Source organism: Candidatus Devosia phytovorans (assembly GCA_029202405.1).
Classification (GTDB): Bacteria; Pseudomonadota; Alphaproteobacteria; order Rhizobiales; family Devosiaceae; genus Devosia; species Devosia phytovorans.
Window position 1 is genome coordinate 686,617 of the sequence record CP119312.1, and the last position, 24,743, is coordinate 711,359.

The following is a 24,743-nucleotide window of genomic DNA, read 5'->3' on the forward strand; positions in this document are numbered from 1 at the left end:
ATGGGCTTCGTGGGTGGGCGTTACGGCAGCCGGGCCAGTCTCTCCGTCAGCAGCTGGTAGAAGCCTTCGGCGTTGGCGGTGCGGAGGTAGTTGACGTTTCGGACGCGGCCGGTGACGTGCCAGTAGTCGGTGACGGTCATGCCCATGGTCAGTTCGCTGTCGACTTCGACGGTGACGTTGCAGTGGCGGCCGGTGAAGAGATCGGGCTGCAGCAGGTACGCGATGACGGTGGGGTCGTGCAGGGGGGCGCCGGCCCAGCCGTATTTTTGGAGGTCGAAGCTTTCCGAGAAGGTCAGCATGGCGTGGACGGCGGCGCCGGACTGGTTGCCGAGGGCTTTGATGGCGGCAAGGCGCTCTGGGGTGGACTGGACCTGGTGGGTGACGTCGAGCGGCAGCATGGTGATGGGGGCGCCGGAGCGCAGGACCACGTCGGCGGCTTCGGGATCGACATAGATGTTGAATTCGGCGGCGGGCGTGATGTTGCCGACCTCGAAATAGGCGCCGCCCATCATGACGATTTCGGCGATGCGCTCGGCAATGGCGGGCTGCTTGATCAGGGCCATGGCGATATTGGTCAGCGGGCCGAGGGTGCAGAGGGTGACGGTGCCCGGCTCGTGGGCCATCAGCGTGTCGATGATGTAGTCGACGCCGTGCTGAGCCTCGAGGGGAATGGTTGGATCGGGCAGGTCGGGGCCGTTCATGCCGGTATCGCCATGGACATGTTCGGCGGTAACGAGCGGGCGGCGGATGGGGCGAGCGCAGCCGGCATGGACGGGAATATCGCGCCGGCCGGACAGCTCGACGACTTTGCGGGCATTGTTGGCATTGTGGTGCAGGCCGATGTTGCCGGCCACTGCGACAACGCCCAGCACGTCGAGCTCTTCGGGCGAGGCGAGGGCCAGCAGAATGGCGACCGCGTCGTCCTGGCCGGGGTCGGTGTCGATGATGATTTTGCGAGACATGGGAGGGCCTTGAGGGGAGAAACCGCGGGAAGGTAATGTGCTTTGCCGGCAAAAAGAAGCTGTTGCGGCGCGCTCTCGTGGTTCGAGGCTTCGCTTCGCGAAGCACCTCACCATGAGGGGTTAACGGAACGTTTGGAAGGGGGCGGCGTTACGGCAGCGCGGTGGGTTATCAGAGACGGAAAAGACATGGCACGCTCTGTTAGCAAGCTGGCGGCGCAGGAAGACATGAGCGAAAGCCAGTTCGAGCGCGTGCTGGGCAATGCTGCCCGCATCGCGCTGGTTTTTGTCGGTTTTTTTGCCCTGCTTTTCGCCCTCAAGGAGGGCCAGGTGTTTCTCGCGCCGGTGACCCTGGCCATTGTCATCGGGCTGATGTTCGGGCCGGTGGCGGACCGGGTGGAGCGCTTTGGCGTGCCGCCGGCGCTATCGGCGGGTGTCGTCGTCCTCATGCTGATCGGCATCATTGCGGCGGGGCTTACGCTGTTTGCGGTGCCGCTTAGCGAATGGGTGGCGCGGGCGCCGATGATCTGGAACAAGCTGCAGACGCAGCTGGCGGATCTGCAGGGACCGCTCGAGGCGGTATCATCCTTCCAGGCGCAGATCACCTCGCTGCTGGGCAGCGACAGCGCCATGGCGGTGACGGTGGAAGACGGCGGGCAGGTGATCGGGGTGGCCATGCTGGCGCCGGCGATCATGGCGCAGGTGCTGATCTTCCTCGCCAGTCTCTACTTTTTCCTCGCGACGCGCGACCATATCCGGATTTCGGTGCTGTCGCTGTGCGTGAGCCGCAAGATGCGCTGGCGGACGGCGCATGTGTTCCGCGACGTGGAAGCCAAGGTGTCGCGCTTTTTGCTGTCGATCACCTTCATCAATGCCTGCGTGGGCTGCGCGGTGTCGCTGGCCATGTGGGTGATCGGCATGCCCTCGCCAATCCTCTGGGGCGCGCTGGCGGCGGTGCTGAACTATATCCCCTATGTGGGGCAGGCGATGATGGTGGTGATCCTGCTCGCGGTGGGGCTGGGGACGCAGACGGGGCTGGAGAATATCCTCTTGCCGGTGGCGTGTTACGTCGGGATCAATTTCATCGAGGGGCAGATCGTTACGCCGCATTTCATCGGGCGGACGATGACGCTCAACCCGTTCATCATTTTCCTCTCGATCACCTTCTGGCTGTGGGCCTGGGGGCCGGTGGGGGGGCTGGTGGCGGTGCCGACGCTGCTCATCGCGACCTCGATCATGGCGCATGCGCTGCCGAGCAAGCCGATGGTGCCGAGCCGGCCGGTGCGGCGCACGGCGCGGATGACGGATCGCGAGGAGCTTTTGGCCAATACGGCACGGGCGATCCGCGAGCAGGCGGAGCTGCAGAAGGAGCCGAACGAGAAGCGGAAAGAGGAGCGGCTGCAACCGCCCGAGGGGACGGCGCCGTCTGGTGTCGAGCCGGTAGCGTAGCGGCCGATATTCAGCTGAGGCTAGCCTGCAAATGGCAAGGCCGTCCGCTTCCGGTGCTCACGTACCCAAACGTACGCTCCGCTCCGGTTCTCCGTCCTCACCATTTTCGACTCAGCCTGAGCTGAATCTCGACCACTCCGTGCATCGCGCCTGCCATGCCAATGGACGGCTTGACGGGCAAGCGGCGGAGCGAAAGAGTCCCTGCCTGATTTTGGTGCGGGGTTTTACGTGGCGGGTGACGTTGTTGGGCATGCGGCCGAGGCGGCTGCGCATGGGGTGGATCTGGTGCCGATCGTGGCGCTGCTGGGAGCGGCCGTCATCGGCGTGCCGCTGTTCAAGCGGCTGGGCCTCGGATCGGTGCTGGGGTATCTGGCGGCAGGGCTGCTGCTGGGGCCATCGGGCATTGCGCTGATCAGCGACCCGGAATCCATCCTCACCATCGCCGAGCTGGGCGTGGTGATGTTCCTCTTCATCATCGGGCTCGAAATGGAGCCGAGCAAGCTGTGGGCGCTGCGCAAGCAGATTTTCGGGCTGGGCATCATCCAGGTCGGGACCTGCGGGGCGCTGCTGACGGGCGTCGGCGTGCTGCTCGGCTTTGCGCCGGTGGTGGCCTTCATTTTTGGCATGGGCTTCGTTTTGACCTCGACGGCCATTGTCATGCAGATCCTGGGCGAGCGGGGGGAGCTGTCGAGTGACAGCGGGCAGCGGATGGTTTCGATCCTGCTGCTGGAAGACCTGGCCATCGTGCCGCTGCTGGCGATTGTGGCGTTCCTGGCGCCGTCTAGCGGGGGCGAGGATGTGAGCATGGTTGCGCGCCTCGTGGGGGTGCTGATCCCGATCGGGGCGGTGCTGCTGCTGATCTTTGTCGGCCGACGGATCATGAACCCGCTGTTTGCGCTGCTGGCATCGAGCAAGCTGCGCGAGGTGATGACGGCGGCGGCGTTGCTGGTGGTGCTTGGGGCGGCGCTGCTGTTCCAGGCGAGCGGGCTTTCCATGGCGATGGGGGCGTTTCTCGCCGGTGTGCTGCTGTCGACCTCGACCTTCCGGCATCAGCTGGAGGCGGATGTCGAGCCGTTCCGCGGGATCCTGCTGGGGCTGTTTTTCCTCGCCGTCGGGATGTCGCTGGACCTGGGGATTGTCGGGCAGAACTGGCGGATCATCGCGATGAGCGTCGTGGCCTATATGCTGGTCAAGGCGACGGCGATCTACATCATTGCGCGGGTGCTCAAGTCATCGCATGCGGTGGCGCTGGAGCGGGCGGTGCTGATGGGGCAGGGCGGTGAGTTTGCCTTCGTGCTCTATACGACGGCGGTGGCGGCCGGGATCATCGACGGGCCGACCAATGCGATCTTTACCGCCACGGTAATCGTTTCCATGGTGCTGACGCCATTCTTCATCATCGGGCTGCGCTATGTCATGCCCAAGAAAGCCGAGCAGTCGATGGACGGGGTGGAGGTGGCCGATGGGTTGTCAGGGCGGATCCTGATCATCGGCTTTGGCCGCTTCGGGCAGATCGCCAGCCAGCCGCTGCTGGCGATGCGGCATTCGGTGACGATCATCGACAATGACACGGACATGATCCGGGCAGCGGCGCAGATCGGCTTCAAGGTCTATTATGGCGACGGGACGCGGCTCGATATCCTGCATGCTGCAGGCGCGAGCAATGCCGACCTGATCCTGCTCTGCACCGATGACAAGCTGCAGACGACGCGGATTGCCGAACTGCTGCGCGACGAGTTCCCGCTGACGCGGGTGATGGCGCGGGCCTTTGATCGTCCGCATGGCATCGAGCTGATCCGGGCGGGGGTCGAGGTGCAAGTGCGCGAAGTGTTCGAATCGGCGCTGGTGTTTGGTGGACGGGCAATCGAATTGCTGGGGGCCTCGGAAGAGGAAACCCAGGAGGTGGTCGAGGGCGTCAGGGATCGGGACCGGCAGCGTTTCGAGCGGCAATTGGCCGGCGAGGACTGGCGCAATCTCAATACCCTCCTGATCAGTAATGCGCAGGAGCAGGCGCGTGAGAGCGGCGTCAACGTTTCCGAGGATGCTGCTGAAGACGCAGTAGAAAAGAGCGGAAGGCCGACCCAGCCAGCGTGATCGCCAGTCTGCTTTAGGGGGCTTCCGCATGCTCAAATTAAGTGCAAGACTGGCTCTGCAAGAGGGGAATACATCGTCATGAAATCTGGATTGCGACATGCCGCAACAGCCGATCGTTTACGACGCCCCTACGCCGGAGCCACGCGCCACCACCGTTGAGGCCATCCAGGCCGAAATCCTGGAAAGGCTGATCTATTCGGTCGGCAAGGACCCCATTGTTGCGCGCCAGCACGACTGGCTCGCCGCAACCATTCTTGCCGTGCGCGACCGCGTCATGGACCGCTGGATGGAGAGTTCACGCGAGACGTGGCGGACCTCCAAGAAGCGCGTCTATTACCTGAGCCTTGAATTCCTCATCGGGCGGCTGATGCGCGATGCGATGAGCAATGTCGGGCTGATGGAGCCGGTGCGCGAAGCGCTGAAGAATCTCAATGTCGACCTGGGTGACCTGATCAACCTCGAGCCGGATGCGGCGCTGGGTAATGGTGGCCTGGGACGTCTGGCGGCGTGTTTCCTTGAGTCCATGTCCTCGGTGCAGATACCGGCCTATGGCTATGGCATCCGCTATGTGCATGGCCTGTTCCGCCAGGAAATGAGCGAGGGCTGGCAGGTCGAACTGCCGGAAGAATGGCTCGCGCATGGCAATCCATGGGAATTCGAGCGGCGCGAAAGCGCATATGAGATCGGCTTTGGCGGGCATGTCGAGCCGGTCACCGACCCCGATGGCACGGTGCGGCAGGAATGGCGGCCCAATGATCACCTGCTGGCGGTGGCCTATGATACGCCGATCGTGGGCTGGCGCGGCAGCCGGGTGAACACGCTGCGCCTCTGGAGCGCGCAGCCGATCGATCCGATCCTGCTCGACAAATTCAATTCGGGTGACCATATCGGCGCGCTGGAAGAGAGCGCCAGGGCGGAAGCCATCACCCGCGTGCTCTACCCGGCCGATTCGACGGCGGCGGGACAGGAATTGCGCCTGCGGCAGGAGTTCTTCTTCTCCTCGGCCTCGCTGCAGGACATCGTGCGGCGGCATCTGCAGCAATATGGGGACCTTGGTTCGCTGCCCGATAAGGTGGCGATCCAGCTCAACGACACGCATCCGGCGATTTCGATTGCCGAGCTGATGCGCATCCTTGTCGATGATAATGGGCTTACCTGGACCGAAGCCTGGAAACTGGTGCGGGGCACGTTCGGCTATACCAACCATACGCTGTTGCCCGAGGCGCTGGAGAGCTGGCCGGTGTCACTGATGGAGCGGCTTTTGCCGCGCCACATGCAGATCATCTACCAGATCAATGCCGAAGTTCTGACCGAAGCGCGGACGCGGGCCAAGTTCACCGACGCGCAGATCGCCAATGTATCGCTGATCGACGAGAATGCCGGTCGCCGGGTGCGCATGGGGCAGTTGGCCTTTGTCGGATCGCATTCGATCAATGGCGTGTCGGCGCTGCATACCGAGCTGATGAAGCAGACGGTGTTCGCGGACCTGCACAAGCTCTATCCCGACCGCATCAACAACAAGACCAATGGCATCACGCCGCGGCGCTGGCTGATGCAGTGCAATCCGGAGCTGACCAAGCTGATCAGCGAGCGGATCGGGCCGGAATTTCTCGACGACATCGACCTGCTCAAGGGGCTGGACGCGCATGCGGACGATCCGACGTTCCAGGGCCAGTTCGCCGAGGTGAAGCAGAACAACAAGCGCAAGCTGGCCAAGCTGATCAAGGATCGGCTGGGCATCACGGTTTCGGCCGACGCGCTGTTCGATGTGCAGATCAAGCGCATCCACGAATACAAGCGGCAGTTGCTGAATATCATTCAAGCTGTTGCCCTGTATGACGAAATTCGTGCGCATCCGGAACGGGACTACGTTCCGCGCGTTAAGATATTCGCGGGCAAGGCGGCACCGGGATATTGGAACGCCAAACTCATCATCAAATTGATCAACGACGTCGCCAAGGTCATCAACAATGACCCTGCGGTGCGCGGTCTGCTCAAGGTTGTGTTCCTGCCGAACTACAATGTGAGCCTGGCCGAAGTCATCGTGCCGGCCGCAGACCTGTCCGAGCAGATCTCAACTGCCGGCATGGAGGCGTCGGGCACGGGCAATATGAAGTTCATGGCGAATGGCGCCATCACCATCGGGACGATGGACGGCGCCAATGTCGAGATGCACAAGGAAGTGGGGGACGACAATATCGTGATTTTCGGCCTCACGACCGAAGAGGTGAACGACAAGCGCGCCAAGAGCGAGGTGCCACGTGGCGCCATCGACAGCTCGCCTCGGCTCAAGGAAGCGCTGGAGTCGATTTCCTCGGGCGTGTTCTCGCCCGATGATCCGCATCGCTATCGCGATCTGATCGGGGGGCTTTACGATCACGACTGGTTCATGGTGGCGCGCGACTTCGATGCCTATGTGACAGCACAGGCAGAGGTCGACACGCTGTGGCGCGACAAGAAGCGCTGGAATGCCATGGCCGTGCGCAATACGGCGCGGGTCGGTTTCTTCTCGTCGGATCGAACAATACGGCAATATGCCCAGGATATCTGGGGCGCCGAAGCAACGAGTAAATAGCATGAGCAGGGGGCGGATAGCGGCGGACAAGACCGGCGCCGCCCCTTCAAGTTGGTTCGGGCGGTCCTATAGTGTGGCCGCCACAGGGGGGATGTGCGTGTGAGCAAGGAAAACTGGCAAGCTGACTCGCGGGAAGTCGAAGCGGTGGTTGCCGGCCGGCATGCAAACCCCTTTGCCTTTCTCGGACTGCACGAAGTGGGCGGCCAGTGGGTGCTTCGTGCCTTTATTCCCCATGCCGAACTGGTCAGTGCCTATAGCCTGGATGGAACCGAGCTGGGCCATCTGATTCCACGCCATGCGGGCGGATTCTTTGAAGGCAAGGTGGCGATCAGCACGCGCCAGCCGATTCGCTACCGCGCCAAGAATGCCGGTGGCGAATGGGATGTGTTCGATCCCTATAGCTTCGGGCCTGTGCTGGGGCCAATGGACGATTACTATATCGGCGAAGGCAATCACCTGCGGCTGTTCGACAAACTGGGCAGCCATGAAATGGAATTCGAGGGCATTCACGGCACGCATTTTGCGGTCTGGGCGCCCAATGCGCAGCGCGTGAGCGTCGTCGGGCCTTGGAACGAGTGGGACGGCCGGCGCCACCCGATGCGCAACCGCTTCGAGAACGGCATCTGGGAAGTGTTCATCCCGGTGCTGGGGACCGGCACGATCTACAAGTATGAGATCGTCGGGTCCGATGGCGTGGTGCAGCCGCTCAAGGCAGATCCGTTTGCGCGGCAGGCCGAGATGCGGCCGCGCACGGCTTCGGTGGTGCCCGACCCGACCGAATTTGTCTGGACGGACCAGCAGTATATCGAAGAGCGGGCGGCGCGCGACTGGCGCCGGACGCCGATGTCGATCTACGAGGTACACCTGGGCAGCTGGCGGCGGCGGCCGGATGGCGGCTTTTTGAGCTATGACCAATTGGCCGAGCAGCTGGTGCCCTATGCGGCGGACATGGGCTATACCCATATCGAGCTGCTGCCGATCACCGAGCATCCGTTCGATCCGAGCTGGGGTTATCAGCCGACGGGCATGTATGCGCCGACGGCACGCTTTGGCGATCCGGCGGGCTTTGCGCGCTTCGTCAATGCGGCGCATGAGGCCGGGCTGGGCGTGATCCTTGACTGGGTGCCGGCGCATTTCCCGACCGACGCGCATGGACTATCCAATTTCGACGGTACGGCGCTCTATGAGCATGCCGATCCGCGGCAGGGCTATCACCCTGACTGGAACACGGCGATCTACAATTTCGGGCGCAAGGAAGTGGTCAGCTTCCTCGTCAACAATGCGCTCTACTGGCTGGAGAAGTTCCATCTCGACGGGTTGCGCGTCGATGCAGTGGCATCGATGCTCTACCTCGACTATTCGCGCCAGCACGGCGAGTGGGTGCCCAACAAGTTCGGCGGCAACCAGAATCTCGAAGCGGTGGAATTCCTCAAGCGGGTGAATTCGGAAGCCTATCGGCTGCATCCCGGCACGTTCATGATCGCCGAGGAGTCCACCTCGTGGCCCGGCGTCAGCGCGCCGACCAATAACGGCGGGCTGGGCTTCGGCTTCAAGTGGAACATGGGCTTCATGAACGATACCCTGCGCTACATGAGCCGCGAGGCCGTGCATCGCAAGTATCACCACAACGACATGACCTTTGGCGCGGTCTATGCCTTCAGCGAGAATTTCGTGCTGCCGCTGAGCCATGACGAAGTGGTGCATGGCAAGAAGTCGCTGCTGGAAAAGATGCCGGGCGACGACTGGCAGCAGTTTGCGAATCTGCGGGCGTTCTATGCCTTCATGTGGGGGTTTCCGGGCAAGAAGCTGCTGTTCATGGGCCAGGAATTCGCCCAGCGCGAGGAATGGGCCGAGAGCAAGTCGCTCGACTGGTATCTGCTTGAGGCGGGCATGCACGAGGGCATGCGGCGGCTGGTGGCCGACCTTAACCTCGCCTACCGGCAATTGCCGGCGCTGCATGAGCGCGACAACGAGCCGGACGGGTTCGAATGGGTGATCGGCAATGATCACGCCAATTCGGTATTTGCCTGGCTGCGCAGGGCGCCGGGCAGCGATCCGATCCTGGTCGTTTCCAATTTCACGCCAGTGCCACGCAGCGGGTACAGGATCCCCATGCCGCTGGCCGGCAAATGGGTGGAACGGATCAATACGGATGCCGGTTGGTATGCCGGGTCCAATACGGGCAATCAGGGCGCGGTGACGGCCCATGCTGTCGAGGGGCAGCACTGGCCGGCGGAGGCGGAACTCTATCTGCCGCCGCTGTCGACGCTCTATCTCAAATACGAGCCGGAATAGATGGCGCAAGATTTATGAGTCCCGGGGAACGGGCTTAGTGGAGGGTGACAATAATGGCAGACTATCGAGTACCATCGCCGCTGGCCCGAGAGGCCATGGCCTATGTGCTGGCGGGAGGACGCGGCACGCGACTGATGGAGCTGACCGACCGGCGCGCCAAGCCGGCCGTCTATTTCGGCGGCAAGTCCCGTATCATCGATTTCGCGCTATCCAATGCCATCAATTCGGGCATTCGCCGCATATCGGTGGCGACACAATATCAGGCGCATAGTCTGATCCGTCACCTGTCGCGCGGCTGGAATTTCCTGCGCCAGGAGCGTAACGAAAGCTTCGACGTGCTGCCGGCGAGCCAGCGCGTGCGCGAGGACATGTGGTATGCCGGCACGGCCGATGCCGTCTACCAGAACATGGACATCATCGAGGATTCGGGCGCGCGCTATATCGTGATCCTGGCGGGCGACCATATCTACAAGATGGACTATGAGATCATGCTGCGCCAGCATGTGGACACGGGCGCAGACGTGACCATCGGGTGCCTGGAAGTGCCGCGCATGGAGGCTGTCGGCTTTGGCGTGATGCATGTCGACGGGCGCGACCGGGTGGTCGATTTCGTCGAAAAGCCGAAGGATCCGCCGGGCATTCCGGACAAGCCGGAGATGGCGCTGGCCTCGATGGGCATCTATGTGTTCGAGACGCGGTTCCTGATGGAACAGCTGCGGCGCGATGCGGCGCTGGAAGGCTCGAGCCGCGACTTCGGCAAGGACATCATTCCCTATATCGTCAAGAACGGCACGGCCTGGGCGCATCGTTTTCCGCGCAGCTGCGTGCGGTCGAGCAATGAAGAGGTCAGCTACTGGCGCGACGTCGGGACGATCGATGCCTATTGGAAGGCCTCGATCGATCTGACCGACATCAAGCCGCAGCTCGATCTCTACGATCGCGACTGGCCGATCTGGACCTATGCAGAGATCACTCCGCCGGCCAAGTTCGTGCATGATTTCGACGGACGGCGCGGTTCGGCGGTCAATTCGCTGGTGTCGGGTGACTGCATCATTTCGGGCGGTCATCTGCAGCGCACGCTGCTGTCGACGGGATCGCGGGTGCATTCCTATTCGGTGCTGGATGAGGCGGTGGTGCTGCCCTATTGCGATATCGGGCGGAATGCGCGGCTCAAGAAAGTGGTGATCGATCGTGGCGTCAACATCCCGGAAGGGCTGGTGGTGGGCGAGGATCCCGAATTCGACGCCAAGTGGTTCCGGCGCAGTGATGACGGGGTGACGCTGATCACCCAGGCGATGGTCAACAAATATCTGGCGGGCCGATGATCGAAGTTCTCTCGGTTGCATCCGAGGTTTATCCGCTGATCAAGACGGGGGGGCTCGCCGACGTGGCGGGCGCCCTGCCGTTGGCGTTGAGTTCGCATGGGGTCAGCATGCGGACGCTGGTGCCGGGCTATCCGGCGGTGATGGGCAAGCTTAGCGGCGGGCGCGTGGTCAGGGAGCTGGACGATCTGTTCGGCGTGTCGGCCAGGTTGATTGCGGCGCGGGTCGAAGGGATCGACGTCATCGTCATCGATGCGCCCGCGCTCTACGACCGGCCGGGCAATCCCTATGTGAGCCCGGATGGCTGGGACTGGCCGGACAACTGGAAGCGCTTTGCAGCGCTCGGCTGGGTGGCGGCGGAACTGGCGATGGGGCTGGTCGAGGGCTACAATCCGCAGGTGCTGCATTGCCACGACTGGCAGGCGGGGCTGGCGCCGGCCTATATCAAATTCGGTCCAAGCGACCGGGTGAAGACGGTGATGACCATCCACAACATCGCCTTCAAGGGCTTTTTCGGGCCGGAGATATTCACCCAGCTCAGGTTGCCGCCGCATGCCTTCGGGGTGGGCGGCGTCGAGTATTATGGCGGGATTTCCTATCTGAAATCGGGCATGGAATGCGCCGATTATGTCACCACGGTCAGCCCCAATTATGCCGACGAAATCCGCACGGCGGAGTTCGGCATGGGGCTGGAGGGGCTGCTGAACGGGCGGGCCGATACGGTGGTCGGCATTCTCAACGGCATCGACACGCAGGCGTGGGACCCGGCGACGGACAAGGCGCTGGTGCAGAATTTTACCGCCAACACGATGCAGAACCGCAAGGTCAACAAGAAGGCCGTGGTGGAGAAATTCGGGCTCGATGGCATGGATGGACCGCTGTTCTGCGTGATCAGCCGGCTGACCGACCAGAAGGGGATGGACCTGCTGCTGCAGGCTACGGACGGGCTGGTGGACCTGGGCGGGCGGCTGGCGGTATTGGGTTCGGGCGAGGCCTATCTCGAGGACGGGTTCCGCCACATGACGGCGCGGCATCCGGGCAAGGTGGGCATGGCCACGGGCTATAACGAGGCACTGAGCCATCTGATGCAGGGCGGGTGCGATGCGATCGTCATTCCGTCGCGCTTCGAGCCCTGCGGGCTGACCCAGCTTTACGGGCTGCGCTATGGCTGCGTGCCGGTGGTGAGCCGGATCGGCGGGCTGGCGGATACGGTGATCGACGCCAATCCTGCCGCAATTGCCGCCGAAGTAGCAACGGGCGTGGTGTTCGATCCAAGCGATGCCCACGCCGTCTATGAGGCGATCCGCAAGACGGTCCGGCTTTATGGCGACGAAAAACTCTGGAAGAAAATCCAACGAAGGGGCATGAAATCGGACGTCTCGTGGGAGACCAGCGCAGCGCGCTATGCCGATCTCTATGCCTCCCTAACGGGGCTGAAGAGCAATGACGATCCTGACAGTTAAGACCACGCCCTATGGCGACCAGAAGCCGGGGACATCTGGCCTGCGCAAGCGGGTGACGGTCTACCAGCAGGCCAATTATGTCGAGAACTACATTCAGGCGATCTTTGACAGCCTCGAAGGCTTTGCCGGCAAGACGCTGGTGATCGGCGGGGACGGGCGCTTCTACAATGACGTCGCGATCCAGAAGGCGATCCGCATTGCGGCAGCCAATGGCTTTGGCAAGGTGCTGGTGGGGCAGGGCGGGATACTCTCCACGCCGGCCGCCAGCCATGTGATCCGCCATCATCAGGCGTTTGGCGGGCTGGTGCTGTCGGCGAGCCACAATCCAGGTGGGCCGGAGGGCGATTTCGGCATCAAGTACAATATCGGCAATGGCGGTCCGGCGCCCGAGAAGATCACTGATGCGGTCTATGAGCGGACCAAGTTGATCGACAGCTACAAGACGGTGGAGGCCGGCGATATCGATCTGGGCGCCATCGGCACGCAAAAGGTCGGCGACATGGTGGTCGAGGTCATCGATCCGGTGACCGACTATGCGGCGCTGATGGAGACGCTGTTTGATTTCGAGGCGATCCGCGGGCTGTTTGCAGGCGGCTTCAAGATGACCTTTGATGCCATGTCGGCGGTGACCGGGCCCTATGCGCATGCGATCCTCGAGGGGAAGCTGGGCGCGCCCAAGGGGACGGTGATCAATGGCACGCCATCGCCCTCGTTCAACGACGGGCATCCCGATCCGAACCTGGTCTATTGCAAGGACATGTATGACCTGCTGATGACTGCGGATGGTCCGGACTTTGGCGCCGCTTCGGATGGCGACGGCGACCGCAACCTGATCATCGGCAAGAACCGGTTCGTCACGCCCTCGGATTCGCTGGCGCTGCTGGCGGCCAATGCGCATCTGGCGCCGGGCTACAAGAAGGGCATCGCCGGCATTGCGCGGTCGATGCCGACCAGTGCGGCAGCGGACCGGGTGGCGGAAAAACTCGGCATCGAGATGCATGAGACGCCGACGGGCTGGAAGTTCTTCGGCAATCTGCTTGATGCGGGTCGCGTGACGATCTGCGGCGAGGAAAGCGCGGGCACGGGTTCGGACCATGTACGCGAGAAGGATGGACTGTGGGCCGTGCTGCTCTGGCTCAACATTCTGGCGGTGCGCAAGCAGGGGGTCGACGAGATCGTACGCGAGCACTGGGCGACCTATGGGCGCAATTATTATACGCGCCACGACTATGAAGAAGTCGATGCGGCGACTGCCGGCAAGCTGGTAGAGGACCTGCGGGCGCAATTGCCGTCGCTGCCAGGGAAGACCTTCGGGGAAGACCTGCAGGTCGCCTATGCCGATGACTTCACCTATCACGACCCGGTGGATGGCTCGACCAGCGCCAAGCAAGGGATCCGGATCGGCTTTACCGATGGATCGCGCGTGGTGCTGCGGCTCAGCGGTACGGGCACGGTCGGCGCTACGTTGCGGCTCTATCTCGAGCGCTATGAAGCGGCCGACGGTCGCCATGATCTCGAAACCCAGGCGGCGCTCGAGCCGCTGATCGCGCTGGCCGATGAGCTGGCCGGGATCAAGCAGCGTACCGGGCGGCAAGAGCCAAGCGTCATCACCTGATAATCGGACACAGAATGAACCCCACGCTGGTCCCCAATGGGGGCAGTATCGAAAAGCTCGGCGCGACTGTCACCGCCGAGGGCGTCAACTTCGCCGTCTATTCGGAGAGCGCCACCCAGATCTGGGTGTCGCTTTTTGACGAACAGGACCAGGAAACCGACCGGTTCGAACTGGATGTGCATCAGGACAATATCCGCGCCGGGCTGATTGCCGGGCTGGCGGCCGGTGCGCGCTATGGGCTGCGGGCCGACGGGCCCTATGATCCGGACCAGGGCTATTTCTTTGATCCGATGAAGCTGCTGGTCGACCCCTATGCCAAGCGGCTGGATCGGGTGTTCGTGCGCTCGCCGCGGTTACGGCTCGATCGCAGCGAGGCGGTGGATACGGCGCCGCTGATCCCCAAGGCGATCGTCACCAGCGACAGTGCCGAGAATATCCTGCCGCGCAAGAAAGCGCCCGGGCTGTTCTACGAGATGAATGTGCGCGGCTATACGATGCGCCACCCCAGCGTGCAGGGGCCGTTGCGCGGGACGATCGCGGCGCTGACGACGCAGCGCGTGATCGACCATCTGAAATATATCGGCGTCGATACGCTGCAGCTTATGCCGACGGCGGCGTGGATCGATGAGGGGCATCTGCCGGTGCTCGGGCTGACCAATGCCTGGGGCTATAATCCGGTGGCCTATTCGGCGGTGGATCCGCGACTGGCGCCGCGTGGGCCGCAGGAATTGCGGAACATGACCGATCTCTATCGCAAGAACGGCATCTCGGTGATCCTTGACGTGGTCTATAACCACACCGGGGAAAGCGATGCCAATGGGCCGATGCTGAGCCTGATGGGGCTGGACGCCAAGACCTACTACCGCTTCGTCGAGGTGGATGGAAAACAGCACCTGGTCAATGACACCGGGACGGGCAACACGCTGCGCTGCGACCATCCGGCAACGCAAAGGCTGGTGATCGACTCGCTGCGCTATTGGGTCGAGGAAATGGGCGTATCGGGCTTCCGCTTCGATCTCGCGACAATCCTTGGCCGTGAGCCGGGGTTCAATCCCAATGCGGTGATGCTGCAAAAGATCAAGGACGATCCGGTGCTGAGCCAGTGTATCCTTGTGGCGGAGCCGTGGGATCCGGGTCCGGGTGGCTATGCGCTGGGGCAGTTCGGCAAGGAATTCCGCGAGCACAACGACACGTTCCGCGACGAGATCCGCGAATTCTGGCGCGGCGAGAATGGCAAGATCGGAGCCCTCGCTGGCAAGGTGGCCGGTTCGGCGGAGATCTTCGACAATTCGGGCCGCAAGCCCAGCCATGGCGTCAACATGCTGGCCGTGCATGACGGCTTCACCCTGCGCGACCTCGTCAGCTACCAGGACAAGCATAACGAGGCCAATGGCGAGAACAATAACGACGGCCATAACCACAATGCCTCATGGAATTGCGGCGCCGAGGGCGAGACCGAGGACGAGGGCATCATTGCCGCGCGCAAACGGGATGTGCGGGCGCTGCTGGCAACGCTATTCCTGGCGCGCGGCGTGCCGCTGCTGCAGCAGGGCGACGAAATGTTCCGCACCCAGCAGGGCAATAACAATGCCTATGCGCAGGACAATGAAATCACCTGGCTGGACTGGGAAGCGGCGGATGGCGATCTCGTCGATTTCGTCGCCGCGATCAACAAGTTCCGCAAGGAGCATGTGACGCTGACGCACGATCATTTCCTCACGGGGCAGGAGAAGAACGGCGTGCGCGACGTGGTGTGGCTGCATCCGGACGGGCGCGAAATGAGTGAGGGCGACTGGGGCGATTCATCGGCTTCGGTGCTGGGCATGCACCTGCGTCACAAGGAGGACGAGGTGCTGGTCTGGTACAATCGGCGGACCGAACCCGTGGTGGCACGGCTGCCGGAGGGTGACTGGGCCGTGGGCATACTGTCGGACAATATCGCCAGCGTTGCGGTGGCCGACGGGACGGCAACGCTGGTGCCGCGGTCGGTGGTGGCGCTGGTCAGACCGGTGCCGGCGCCATGATCATCGCGCAGGTCAGCGACATCCATGCGAATGGCAGTGAGGAGGCGCTGGACCGGTTCGATCGCGTGGTGGCCTGGCTGAGGCCGATGCGGCCGGATGTGGTGATTGTCAGCGGCGACCTCGTGGAGGACGACACCGAACAGAGCTATCGCGCGGTGCGGCAGCGGCTCGAGGCGATCGGCGCGCCGTTTTTCGTGGTGCCGGGCAATGCCGATGACGTGCCAACCATGCGGAGGGCGTTTGCCGATCTCTACGGATGGGCGGGCGAGGACCGGCTCAACGTTGTTGGGGCAATCGGCGGACTTCGGGTGATCGGGCTCGATGTCACGGTGCCGATGCGGGGTCATGGCGATGCCGGGCCGGTGCTGGACTGGCTGAGCGCAGAGCTCAATTCGAGCGGTGACCCGGCGCTGATCTTCCTGCACCAGCATCCGTTCATGACGGGGATCGACGGAGCGGATCGCAATCACTGCTACAATCAGGAAGCGCTATCGCTGGTGATCGGGAAGGCCTCGGACACGGTGCTGGGCGTGACCTGTGGGCATGTGCATCGGCCGATGTTCACGCGCTTTGCCGGGCTGCCGGCGTCGATGGCGCCGTCGGTGACGCGGCCGAACACGCTGGGTCTCGATGGGAGGAGCAGCGGCCTGCTCGATCAGCCGGGATTGTTGCTGCATCATGTCAGCGAAGGCCGGATGGTGAGCCATGTGGTGAGCGTGGGCTAGGGCGCGACTTCCACCATGCCCAGACGCGCGTAGAGGCGGCGGGCGGCCGGGTCGTCGTCGAGGCTGGTCTTGAGATCGACGTGGCTGGCACCGCGCTCCGCAAAGAGGGTGAATGCGTGTTGCAGGAGGGCGGTGCCGAGGCCCTTGCCGCGATGGGCGGGGGCGACGGCGAGGTCTTTCACAAAATCCGAGGTCCAGCACTGGATGAAGCCGGCGAGGCCGCCGGCTTCGGTGAGTGCTGGGACGCAGAGCGCGGGGTCGAATTCCTCGTCCTGGGTGAGATTGCCGTACCAGTCGTCACAGGGGGCGATCCGGCCGGGGAAGGCGGTTTCGAGCAGGGCGTGGAGCTTTCGGGGATCGACGGCATGGAAGGGTGCAGGCTCGATGCCGGCGGGCCAGATGGGCGCGGGGACCGGGCCGGCGAGGGGCTTGCGGAGGCGGAGCATGGCGCTCATGGGCGGACCTTACCAAGGTTACGGATCGGACATGATTTGAAGCTTTCCACAATCCACCGGAAAGCCGAAATCATGCCCTCACAATACCCCAGATCGCTCCAAAATCCGCCGTGGGCGGAGCGCGATATGGGGGCGTCGACGCGATGTCACGCCGATGACCGCTCGCAGAACCCTGCGGCCTAATCTCGTAATCGTTGGAGCTCAAAATGAAACCGATGCATGGTGTATCGGCGGCAGTGCTGCTCGCTGCCCTTCTCTCGGTATCCGGCGCGCCCGCCTTTGCGGCCACCATGGACCACGCCAAGGTCACTATTGGCACCAAGACGGATCTGGTCCCCGTCAGCAGGCTGGTCGAGATGATCGGCACCGGCGCGGCCGGCGACCTCGCGGCCCTCGACAAGGCGGGTGAGATCAAGACCTACGATACCAAGACGCTCTATCCCGCCGCCGACCAGGCCAAGATTGCCAGCGCGGAAACCACCAAGGCCAGCCAGCTGGGCAAGCTGCGGGATTCGATCCGCGGCGATGCGGCGCTGAAGGCGTGGTTCGAGACCAATCATATCGACGTCAACCGCGTGGTGGCGGTGGGCAATCCGAGCGGTCATGCGGAGGTGTTTCTGTATTAGGGCGCTGAAACAAGGGGCCTTGCCAGCCCCGCGTCCCCACGGGTCAGTGTTGTCCCCGAGCTGACCCCAGAAAGCGCCGAGCCTCAAAGGGCCCGGCGTTTTTCGTTTGAGCCTATTCGGCCGCCTGGGCCTCGACAAAGCCGCCGGAGCGTTCGATCCAGGCGATGATCTGGTCGAGGTTTTCGCGGCGCAGCATGTCGGTGAAAATATAGGGGCGACCGTCGCGGACCTTTTGCGTGTCGCTTTCCATGACCTCGAGGCTGGCGCCGACATAGGGGGCGAGGTCGGTGTGGGTGATGACCAGCAGGTCGGAACGCGAGATGGCAGGGCCGCCCTTGCGCGGGATCTTTTCGCCCTGGGCGACGGAGATGACATAGATGGTGATATCGGCGAGGTCGGGCGAGAAGGTCGCCGCGAGATTATCGCCGCCGCTTTCGATCAGGATGATGTCGAGATCGGGGAATTTGCGGTTGAGATCGTCGATGGCGGCGAGATTGAGCGAGGCGTCTTCGCGGATGGCGGTATGGGGGCAGCCGCCAGTTTCGACGCCGACGATGCGGTCTTCGGAAATGGCCTGGACGCGGCTGAGGATCAGCGCATCTTCGCGCGTATAGATGTCATTGGTGACGACGGCCATGGAATAGCGGTCGCGCATGGCTTTGAGCAGCATTTCGCAGAGGGTGGTTTTTCCGGACCCGACGGGGCCGCCAATGCCGATCCTCAAAGGTCCATTGAGCGATTTCATTTTACATCCTCATCAGATCGAGTGCGACAAAGCCTGCGCCGAGGAACAGGCAGATGGGCGAATAGACGCGGGCGTCATTGAGCCGGAAATTGGGCTCGGGGAAGTTGCGGGCCCACCAGGGCGTGTAGCCGGCAATGCCGCGGGCGAGGAAGACAAGCGCGAAGCCCCAGCCGATGATGGAGAGGAGCGGGCCGCCGCTTTCGGGCGAGCCCATGGCCACGGCAACCACCAGAGCGATGGCGAGGACGACGGCAACGCCGAAGGAGGCGAGGCGGGGCGGCATGCGCTCGACGCCGGCAGTGCCGACGACGGTCTGGGCGAGGAGCTTTTCGTTGCGGATCGGCCAGGAAAAGCCGAAGGCCCAGGCGAAATGCGCCACGCTGATGGCCAGCAGGATGATGAACATCAGGGAGATGATGGCAGTGCTCATGAGCGGAATATTCGTGTGGTCTGGGTTTCGTGGGCCATCTGGGCGATGTCGGCGGCATAGGCAACCGAGCCGATATCGTCGACGGTAGCATGCTGGCACAGCGTAGCCATGGATTCTATCGCAGATTCAAGCGCGGCCATGATGGCGAGGCCGTCGGACTGGCCGATGGGGATGAGGCGGACGGCGACCGAGACCTGGGCGTGGACCGTGGCGGTGAGCCAGGCGGTGAGGGCGGAGGCGAGGTCGATGTCGTGGCCGGCGGCAATGGCGCCGACGGCGATGGGATAGGGGCAGGGCGCGGGCAGGTTGGCAAGGACCGGCGTGGGCCAGGCTTTGGCTGCGGTGGTGAAGGCGGCGCCGGTGATGGTGGTTTCGTCGTGGCGCTCGCGGGCGGGCGAGAGGGCAAGGCTCAGGTCGGCGAGGTCGGCCAGCGCTGCGGGGTCACGGGCGGCGCGGTGGGCGTGGGCGAGGATGATGGCGTCGGTGCGCATGCCGCCGTGGGCGAGGGTGGTGGCCACCCAATCCTGCGTGGTCTGGCGATCCTGTACCGTGCCGGTGGTGATGGCGGTTTCGAGGCCGGCCGACCAAGCGAAGGCGCCGACGGGGAAGGCGGGGGAAAGCCAGGTCAGCAGACGTTGTAGCGCGCGGTGGTCACTCATCGGGCGAGGAGCGCGTGACCTGTGTCGGCGTGGGCGTGGCTGTGATAGGCGCCGTGCTCGGCGTTGAAAGGCTCGGTGACATTGGTGACCGTGGCGCCGAGGCCTTCGAGCATGGTTTTGAGCACATGGTCGCGCTTGATGAGGATGCGGTTTCCGTCGAGCTGGGCCGAGGTGTGGCGATTGCCGATATGCCAGGCGAGGCGGACGAGATGGGCGGTATCGCGGGCGCGGATTTCGTAGAGCAATTCGTCGGCGGCGATGATGCCAGCGAGGCGGCCATCCTCGAGCTCGAGGGCGCTGCCATGCTCGAGCGTCAGGGTCTGGGGGAAATCGACCAGGACCTCGTCGCCGCCTTTCAAGCGCAGCAGTTTGCGGCGCAGGCGGCGCTCGGCGTGTTCGAGGGTGATGGTGTCATAGGGCAGGCCGCGGCCATGATCGGGGGGCAGAATGGTCAGGGCACGGAGCATGGGCGTCTCGAATGGTCTATGTCGTTCGAGACTAACCAGTTTGCGGCCATTGTGACAGGGTAGAGTGGCCGGAATAGCCCAAGAAAATCAGGGCGTGTTGACGGCTTCCGAACAGGTCAGCACGGGTTCGGCGTCCTCGCCGAGCGTGGTGTCGAAGAGGCTGGCTTCGGAGCCTTGGGTCCACCACTGCCATTTGCCGGAAGCATAGCGGGCGCCCGAGGCCGAGAGGATGGAGGAAAACAGCAGTTCTTCGGGCTCATCGGCGAGGGGGACCAGGGCCAGGAAGTTGGGCGCGGCGTTGATATAGGTGACGGTCAGCGGGGTTTCGGCGCCGCAGTCATAGGTCATGACGTGGCGCTGGAAATCGCTGCCAGCGGCCAGTGTGATCTGTACCGAGGTCTGGGCGGCGCTGGCGGCGGAGGCGAGCAGCAGGCTGGCGGCGACGGCGAGAAGGATGCGACTCAATTTCATGTCCCCAAATTGATCGACAGCCAGTTGCGGCAGCAAAGATGGTGATGTTGCGGCGGAAGGGCTCACGGATGCTCGATCTCTGTTCCGATGGAATAGAGAGGTTGCGTAACGGATGAACGAAGGCGACAGCGGGCCGGCCCGCTGCCGGGGGATCAGGCCAGGTAGACGACGAGGAAGGCGAGGATTATGGCGAGCGCGTCCTCGATCAGCGCTGCCGGGCGATCCTGGCCGAAGTTTTTGGCAAGCCTGCCGCGCAGTTCCGCGCCGAGGTAGGTGCCGATAACGGCGCCGATGGCACCCAGGATCAGGCCGATGATCCAGCTGGAGGGGATGAGCAGGGCGCCGGTGAGGGCGCCGAGGACAATGCGGGTGCCAAATTGCACCGGGACCTTGCGGCTGGGTGTCGAGGGCAGCTGGTCGGTGATGAGCTCGCCGATGGCGATGAGGGTAATGATGATGACGGCGATGATATTGCCGAGAAAAGCCAGTGGTGTGGCGCTGAGATCAATCCAGCCCAGGTAGGCGCCCCAGGACACGGCCGCCAGCGGCGTCATGGCACGCAGGCCGGCGGTGAAGCCGATGAGGATCGCTAGAATATAAATCATGACGAAGGCCCCTATGTTACGGCACAGTGCCGTAAGCCAGTATTGGCGCTTTCGTGATCGGCCAACAAGAGGGCGTCAGGGGCGTCGAAGCAGGTAAAGCGTGCCCAAAACGGGCTGGTTACGCTCCTCGCGCAGGGTCATCTGCTGCTGTTCGAGCAGAAGAAATCCATGAGCCTCCGCCAGATAGGCAATGTATTGCGGGCTATGCGCAAAGCGGCCGCTGGTGCGTAGGGTGAAGTTCTCGCTGTCGGCAGTTTCAACCGAAAAAACGAAGAGTCCTTCGGGAGCGAGGACTTTCGCCGTGGCGGCGAAGATCGGGGCGAGATCGCCGAGGTAGACGAAGACGTCGCCGGCCGCGACCAGATCATAGGGGCCGGCGAGATCGGGGTCGGTGGCGAGCAGCGCGACGGCTTCACCAGTGCGAAGATGGCGGTAGATGTCGCGCTCGCGGGCCTTGCGGATCATCTGGGCTGAAATATCCACGCCATCCATGGTGGCGATGCGATCGCCGAGGGCGGCGCCGACGAGGCCGGTGCCGCAGCCGAGGTCGAGCAGGCTGGTTGGCGCATAGTGTGCGAGGAGGTCGCGGATATAGGCGGGGGTGCGATAGCGGAGGGTGCCGGTCAGGTGGCTGTCGAAACTTTCGGCATAGGTGTCGAAGAGGTCAGCGATATAGCTGGCAGAGGCCGAGGGATTGTCGCCGGAAAGGGCGGCGACCATGTGGGCGGCGTATTTGTCATAGGGCAGGATGGCCAGGGCAGCCTGGAAGGCGGCGAGGGCTTCGGCAGGGTTGCCGAGCAGCTGGTGGCTCTGGGCGAGGCCGCGCAGGGCGGTGGCGTCACGCGGGCGCTGGTCGAGGGCGCGGCGGAAGCTGGCGAGGGCGGTCGACGGGTCGCCACTGGCCAGCTGAGCGGCGCCGAGTTCGGTCAGCAGATCTGCGGCCGGGTCGGGTTGCTGGACGGCAAGCGCCAGGTGTTCGACAGCGGTCGACGGATCACCGGCCTGCATGGCCAGGGCGGCGAGCAGGCGCAGGGCGCCCAGATTGGCGGGATCGCGCTGGGCAATGGTGGTGGCGAGGGCGCGGGCAGCTTCGAGCTGGCCGTCGCGGCGGAGTTGCCAGGCGTCGGCCAGCGTTGGGAGATCGGTCATGCGGCGTATTTAGAACAGGAAGTAGCGCTGCGCCATGGGGAGGGTGGTGGCGGGCTCGCAGGTGAGGAGTTCGCCGTCGGCGCGGACTTCATAGGTTTCCGGATCGACGAGAATGTCGGGCGTGGCCGAGTTGTGGATCATGGAATGCTTGCCGATGCCGCCGCGGGTATTGGTGACGGGCAGAAGCTGCTTGGCGACGCCGAGCTTGTCGCGCAAGCCATCATCATAGGCAGCCTGGGAGACGAAAGTGACCGAGGAATTGGTCAGCAGCTTGCCGAAGCTGGCGAACATGGGCCGGTAGTGCATGGGCTGGGGCGTGGGGATGGACGCGTTGGGATCGCCCATGGGGGCGGCGGCGATGGAGCCGCCGAGCAGGATCATTTCCGGCTTCACACCGAAGAAGGCGGGGGACCAGAGGACGAGGTCAGCGCGCTTGCCGACTTCGATGGAGCCGATGTGCTGGCTCATGCCGTGGGCGATGGCGGGGTTGATGGTGTATTTGGCGATGTAGCGCTTGACGCGGAAGTTGTCGTTTTCGCCGGTCTCCTGGGCGAGGCGACCGCGCTGGCGCTTCATCTTGTCGGCGGTCTGCCAGCAGCGGATCAGCACTTCGCCGACGCGGCCCATGGCCTGGCTGTCCGAGGAAATGACCGAGAGGGCGCCCATGTCGTGGAGGATGTCTTCTGCCGCGATGGTTTCCTTGCGGATGCGGCTTTCGGCGAAGGCGACGTCTTCGGGGATGGAGGGCGAGAGGTGGTGACACACCATGAGCATGTCGAGATGCTCGGCAATGGTGTTGACCGTGTAGGGCCGGGTCGGATTGGTCGAGGAGGGGATGACATTGGGCAGGCCCGCGACGCGCAGAATGTCGGGGGCGTGACCACCGCCGGCGCCTTCGGTGTGGAAGGCGTGGATGGTGCGGCCCTTGAAGGCGCCGATCGTGTCTTCGACGAAACCGCTCTCGTTGAGCGTATCGGTGTGGATCATCACCTGGACGTCATAGTCGTCGGCGACGGAGAGGCAGTTGTCGATGGCGGCAGGCGTGGTGCCCCAGTCTTCGTGGAGCTTGAGGCAGCTAGCGCCGGCCAGGATCATTTCGGCCAGCGGATCGGGGCGGGAGGCATTGCCCTTGCCGGCGAGCGCCAGGTTCATCGGGAAAGCGTCGAAGCTTTCGATCATGCGCTGGATGTGCCAGGCGCCGGTGCAGGTGGTGGCGAGCGTGCCATGGGCCGGACCGGAGCCACCGCCGAGCATGGTGGTGACGCCGCTCATCAGGGCTTCCTCGATCTGCTGGGGGGCAATGAAGTGGATATGGGCATCCATGCCGCCGGCGGTAAGGATGCGGCCTTCGCCGGCAATGGCTTCGGTGGAGGGGCCGATGATGATGTCGACGCCCGACTGGGTATCGGGATTGCCGGCCTTGCCGATGCCGGCAATGCGGCCGTCCTTGAGGCCCACGTCGGCTTTGTAGATGCCGGTGACGTCGACGATCAGCGCATTGGTGATGACGGTATCGACGGCGCCTTCGGCCCGGGTGCGCTGGGACTGGCCCATGCCGTCGCGGATGACCTTGCCGCCGCCGAATTTGACCTCTTCGCCATAGGTGGTGAAGTCCTTCTCGACCTCGATGAAGAGTTCGGTATCGGCCAGGCGCACCTTGTCGCCAGTGGTGGGGCCGTACATGTCGGCATAGGTGGCGCGGGAGATGCGTGCGGGCATGAGCAAACCGGGAGAGGAGGACGCGTTTGGTCCGACACTGTCCCGGTTCAGAGTGTCATGCAAGCAAAAGCGATGGCTGGCGGCAGGGCTTGTTCTGCCTGCTCAACCCTTGGGCAGGGTGGCGAGAATCTGGGCTTATTTGCGCTTGGGCGTGAGCTTGCGGAAGCGCGCTTCGGCGGCGTTGATGATGGTGTCGAGCAGCGGCTCGCCCGCGGCAATATCCTTGTCGGCGCGCAGGGTGCTGGCGATCAGCGACATGGTCAGGGCCTGGATGGCATAGGCCTGTTTGGCGCGGCCTTCGCGGTGATGCAGATTGCCCTGGTCGGTGAAGGTCCGCAGCGCGTTGTTCCGGGTCTCGGGCGTCATTGCATTCTTGGCGGTGACCCAATTGCGGGCCTTGAGGTCATCGGCCAGACCGGCAGCGAGGCTGCCGAGCAGGAACATGGCTTCGCCGTCAGCGGCGCCATCGTCGTGCAGGTCTTTCAGCACAGCGGCGAGGCGGATCTTGAAGTCTTCTTCCTTGGTCATGCTGCCAGTCCGATCTGAGTTTCGGACCGGCCTTAGCGCATTTGCCGCCGCTGTGTCACGGCTAAAGAGAACCCATCACCTGCTGGCGGAAGCCATAGACCTTGCGGTCGCCGCCCAGCGGGATGAGACGGACTTCGCGGGCCTGACCGGGCTCGAAGCGAACGGCGGTGCCGGCGGCAATGTCGAGGCGCATGCCGCGGGCTTTGTCGCGATCGAAGGCGAGGCCGGCATTGGCTTCGAAGAAGTGGTAGTGCGAGCCGACCTGGATGGGGCGGTCGCCGGTGTTGGAGACTTCCAGCACGACCTGCTCGGCATCGGCATTGAGGAGGATTTCACCGGGTTGGGTGATGACTTCGCCTGGGATCATG

Annotated in this window: 22 protein-coding genes; 10 read left to right on the top strand and 12 right to left on the bottom strand. The window is 63.6% G+C overall.

What is annotated here, in order from left to right; translation table 11 throughout:
• Positions 1-20: 20 nt before the first annotated feature.
• The gene (locus tag P0Y65_03365) at positions 21-962 is read right to left on the bottom strand and encodes a nucleoside hydrolase (GenBank protein ID WEK05312.1); all 942 of its coding nucleotides are present in this window, start codon (positions 960-962) and stop codon (positions 21-23) included.
• A 186-nt stretch (positions 963-1,148) separates the two neighbouring features.
• On the opposite strand from P0Y65_03365, the gene P0Y65_03370 reads away from it, so the two are divergent.
• From P0Y65_03370 to P0Y65_03410, 9 genes are all read left to right on the top strand, one after another.
• On the top strand, positions 1,149-2,408 hold the full coding sequence (locus P0Y65_03370; GenBank protein ID WEK05313.1) for an AI-2E family transporter: 1,260 nt from the start codon (positions 1,149-1,151) through the stop codon (positions 2,406-2,408).
• A gap of 228 nt (positions 2,409-2,636) precedes the next feature.
• Positions 2,637-4,502 carry a monovalent cation:proton antiporter-2 (CPA2) family protein gene (locus P0Y65_03375; GenBank protein ID WEK05314.1) on the top strand — a complete coding sequence of 622 codons (1,866 nt, stop codon included), beginning with the start codon at positions 2,637-2,639 and terminating at the stop codon, positions 4,500-4,502.
• Positions 4,503-4,599: 97 nt separating this feature from the next.
• Entirely contained in the window at positions 4,600-7,077 is a 2,478-nt protein-coding gene (locus P0Y65_03380; GenBank protein ID WEK05315.1) for a glycogen/starch/alpha-glucan phosphorylase, read from the top strand.
• A 93-nt stretch (positions 7,078-7,170) separates the two neighbouring features.
• The gene (gene glgB, locus P0Y65_03385; protein ID WEK05316.1) at positions 7,171-9,372 is read left to right on the top strand and encodes a 1,4-alpha-glucan branching protein GlgB; all 2,202 of its coding nucleotides are present in this window, start codon (positions 7,171-7,173) and stop codon (positions 9,370-9,372) included.
• Positions 9,373-9,425: 53 nt separating this feature from the next.
• On the top strand, positions 9,426-10,697 hold the full coding sequence (glgC, locus tag P0Y65_03390; GenBank protein WEK05317.1) for a glucose-1-phosphate adenylyltransferase: 1,272 nt from the start codon (positions 9,426-9,428) through the stop codon (positions 10,695-10,697).
• A complete protein-coding gene (gene glgA / locus P0Y65_03395; GenBank protein ID WEK06717.1) occupies positions 10,697-12,157 on the top strand; it encodes a glycogen synthase GlgA in 1,461 nt (486 codons plus the stop codon). The genes glgC and glgA overlap by 1 nt, the downstream gene beginning before the upstream one ends.
• Positions 12,138-13,772: an alpha-D-glucose phosphate-specific phosphoglucomutase gene (locus tag P0Y65_03400; GenBank protein WEK05318.1), complete on the top strand. Its 1,635-nt coding sequence runs from the start codon at positions 12,138-12,140 to the stop codon at positions 13,770-13,772. The genes glgA and P0Y65_03400 overlap by 20 nt, the downstream gene beginning before the upstream one ends.
• Positions 13,773-13,786: 14 nt before the next feature.
• On the top strand, positions 13,787-15,796 hold the full coding sequence (gene glgX / locus P0Y65_03405) for a glycogen debranching protein GlgX (GenBank protein ID WEK05319.1): 2,010 nt from the start codon (positions 13,787-13,789) through the stop codon (positions 15,794-15,796).
• The gene (locus tag P0Y65_03410) at positions 15,793-16,521 is read left to right on the top strand and encodes a metallophosphoesterase (GenBank protein ID WEK05320.1); all 729 of its coding nucleotides are present in this window, start codon (positions 15,793-15,795) and stop codon (positions 16,519-16,521) included. The genes glgX and P0Y65_03410 overlap by 4 nt, the downstream gene beginning before the upstream one ends.
• Here P0Y65_03410 and P0Y65_03415 read toward each other — a convergent pair.
• Positions 16,518-16,976: a GNAT family N-acetyltransferase gene (locus P0Y65_03415; protein ID WEK05321.1), complete on the bottom strand. Its 459-nt coding sequence runs from the start codon at positions 16,974-16,976 to the stop codon at positions 16,518-16,520. The two genes, P0Y65_03410 and P0Y65_03415, sit on opposite strands and share 4 nt — an antisense overlap.
• A gap of 206 nt (positions 16,977-17,182) precedes the next feature.
• On the opposite strand from P0Y65_03415, the gene P0Y65_03420 reads away from it, so the two are divergent.
• The gene (locus P0Y65_03420) at positions 17,183-17,602 is read left to right on the top strand and encodes a hypothetical protein (protein ID WEK05322.1); all 420 of its coding nucleotides are present in this window, start codon (positions 17,183-17,185) and stop codon (positions 17,600-17,602) included.
• A 112-nt stretch (positions 17,603-17,714) separates the two neighbouring features.
• On the opposite strand, the gene ureG is transcribed toward P0Y65_03420, so the two are convergent.
• The 10 genes from ureG to P0Y65_03470 all read right to left on the bottom strand — a co-directional run bounded on the left by ureG (position 17,715) and on the right by P0Y65_03470 (position 24,742).
• The gene (gene ureG / locus P0Y65_03425) at positions 17,715-18,347 is read right to left on the bottom strand and encodes an urease accessory protein UreG (protein WEK05323.1); all 633 of its coding nucleotides are present in this window, start codon (positions 18,345-18,347) and stop codon (positions 17,715-17,717) included.
• A gap of 1 nt (position 18,348) precedes the next feature.
• On the bottom strand, positions 18,349-18,777 hold the full coding sequence (locus P0Y65_03430; GenBank protein ID WEK05324.1) for a DUF3995 domain-containing protein: 429 nt from the start codon (positions 18,775-18,777) through the stop codon (positions 18,349-18,351).
• Positions 18,774-19,436 (bottom strand): urease accessory protein UreF, encoded by a 663-nt coding sequence (locus tag P0Y65_03435; GenBank protein ID WEK05325.1) that lies wholly within the window; start codon positions 19,434-19,436, stop codon positions 18,774-18,776. The genes P0Y65_03430 and P0Y65_03435 overlap by 4 nt, the downstream gene beginning before the upstream one ends.
• On the bottom strand, positions 19,433-19,903 hold the full coding sequence (locus tag P0Y65_03440) for an urease accessory protein UreE (protein ID WEK05326.1): 471 nt from the start codon (positions 19,901-19,903) through the stop codon (positions 19,433-19,435). Before P0Y65_03440 ends, P0Y65_03435 begins: the two co-directional genes overlap by 4 nt.
• Positions 19,904-19,990: 87 nt before the next feature.
• Positions 19,991-20,368, bottom strand: coding sequence for an MliC family protein (locus P0Y65_03445; GenBank protein WEK05327.1), 378 nt, complete (start codon positions 20,366-20,368; stop codon positions 19,991-19,993).
• A gap of 158 nt (positions 20,369-20,526) precedes the next feature.
• Positions 20,527-20,979, bottom strand: coding sequence for a DUF4126 family protein (locus P0Y65_03450; GenBank protein ID WEK05328.1), 453 nt, complete (start codon positions 20,977-20,979; stop codon positions 20,527-20,529).
• A gap of 75 nt (positions 20,980-21,054) precedes the next feature.
• Positions 21,055-22,128, bottom strand: coding sequence for a methyltransferase (locus P0Y65_03455; protein ID WEK05329.1), 1,074 nt, complete (start codon positions 22,126-22,128; stop codon positions 21,055-21,057).
• Positions 22,129-22,137: 9 nt separating this feature from the next.
• Positions 22,138-23,847, bottom strand: a complete 1,710-nt coding sequence (gene ureC / locus P0Y65_03460) for an urease subunit alpha (protein ID WEK05330.1) — start codon at positions 23,845-23,847, stop codon at positions 22,138-22,140.
• Positions 23,848-23,982: 135 nt separating this feature from the next.
• On the bottom strand, positions 23,983-24,375 hold the full coding sequence (locus P0Y65_03465; GenBank protein ID WEK05331.1) for a hypothetical protein: 393 nt from the start codon (positions 24,373-24,375) through the stop codon (positions 23,983-23,985).
• A gap of 61 nt (positions 24,376-24,436) precedes the next feature.
• Complete coding sequence (locus tag P0Y65_03470) at positions 24,437-24,742, bottom strand: urease subunit beta (protein ID WEK06718.1); 306 nt, start codon at positions 24,740-24,742, stop codon at positions 24,437-24,439.
• Position 24,743: the final 1 nt, after the last annotated feature.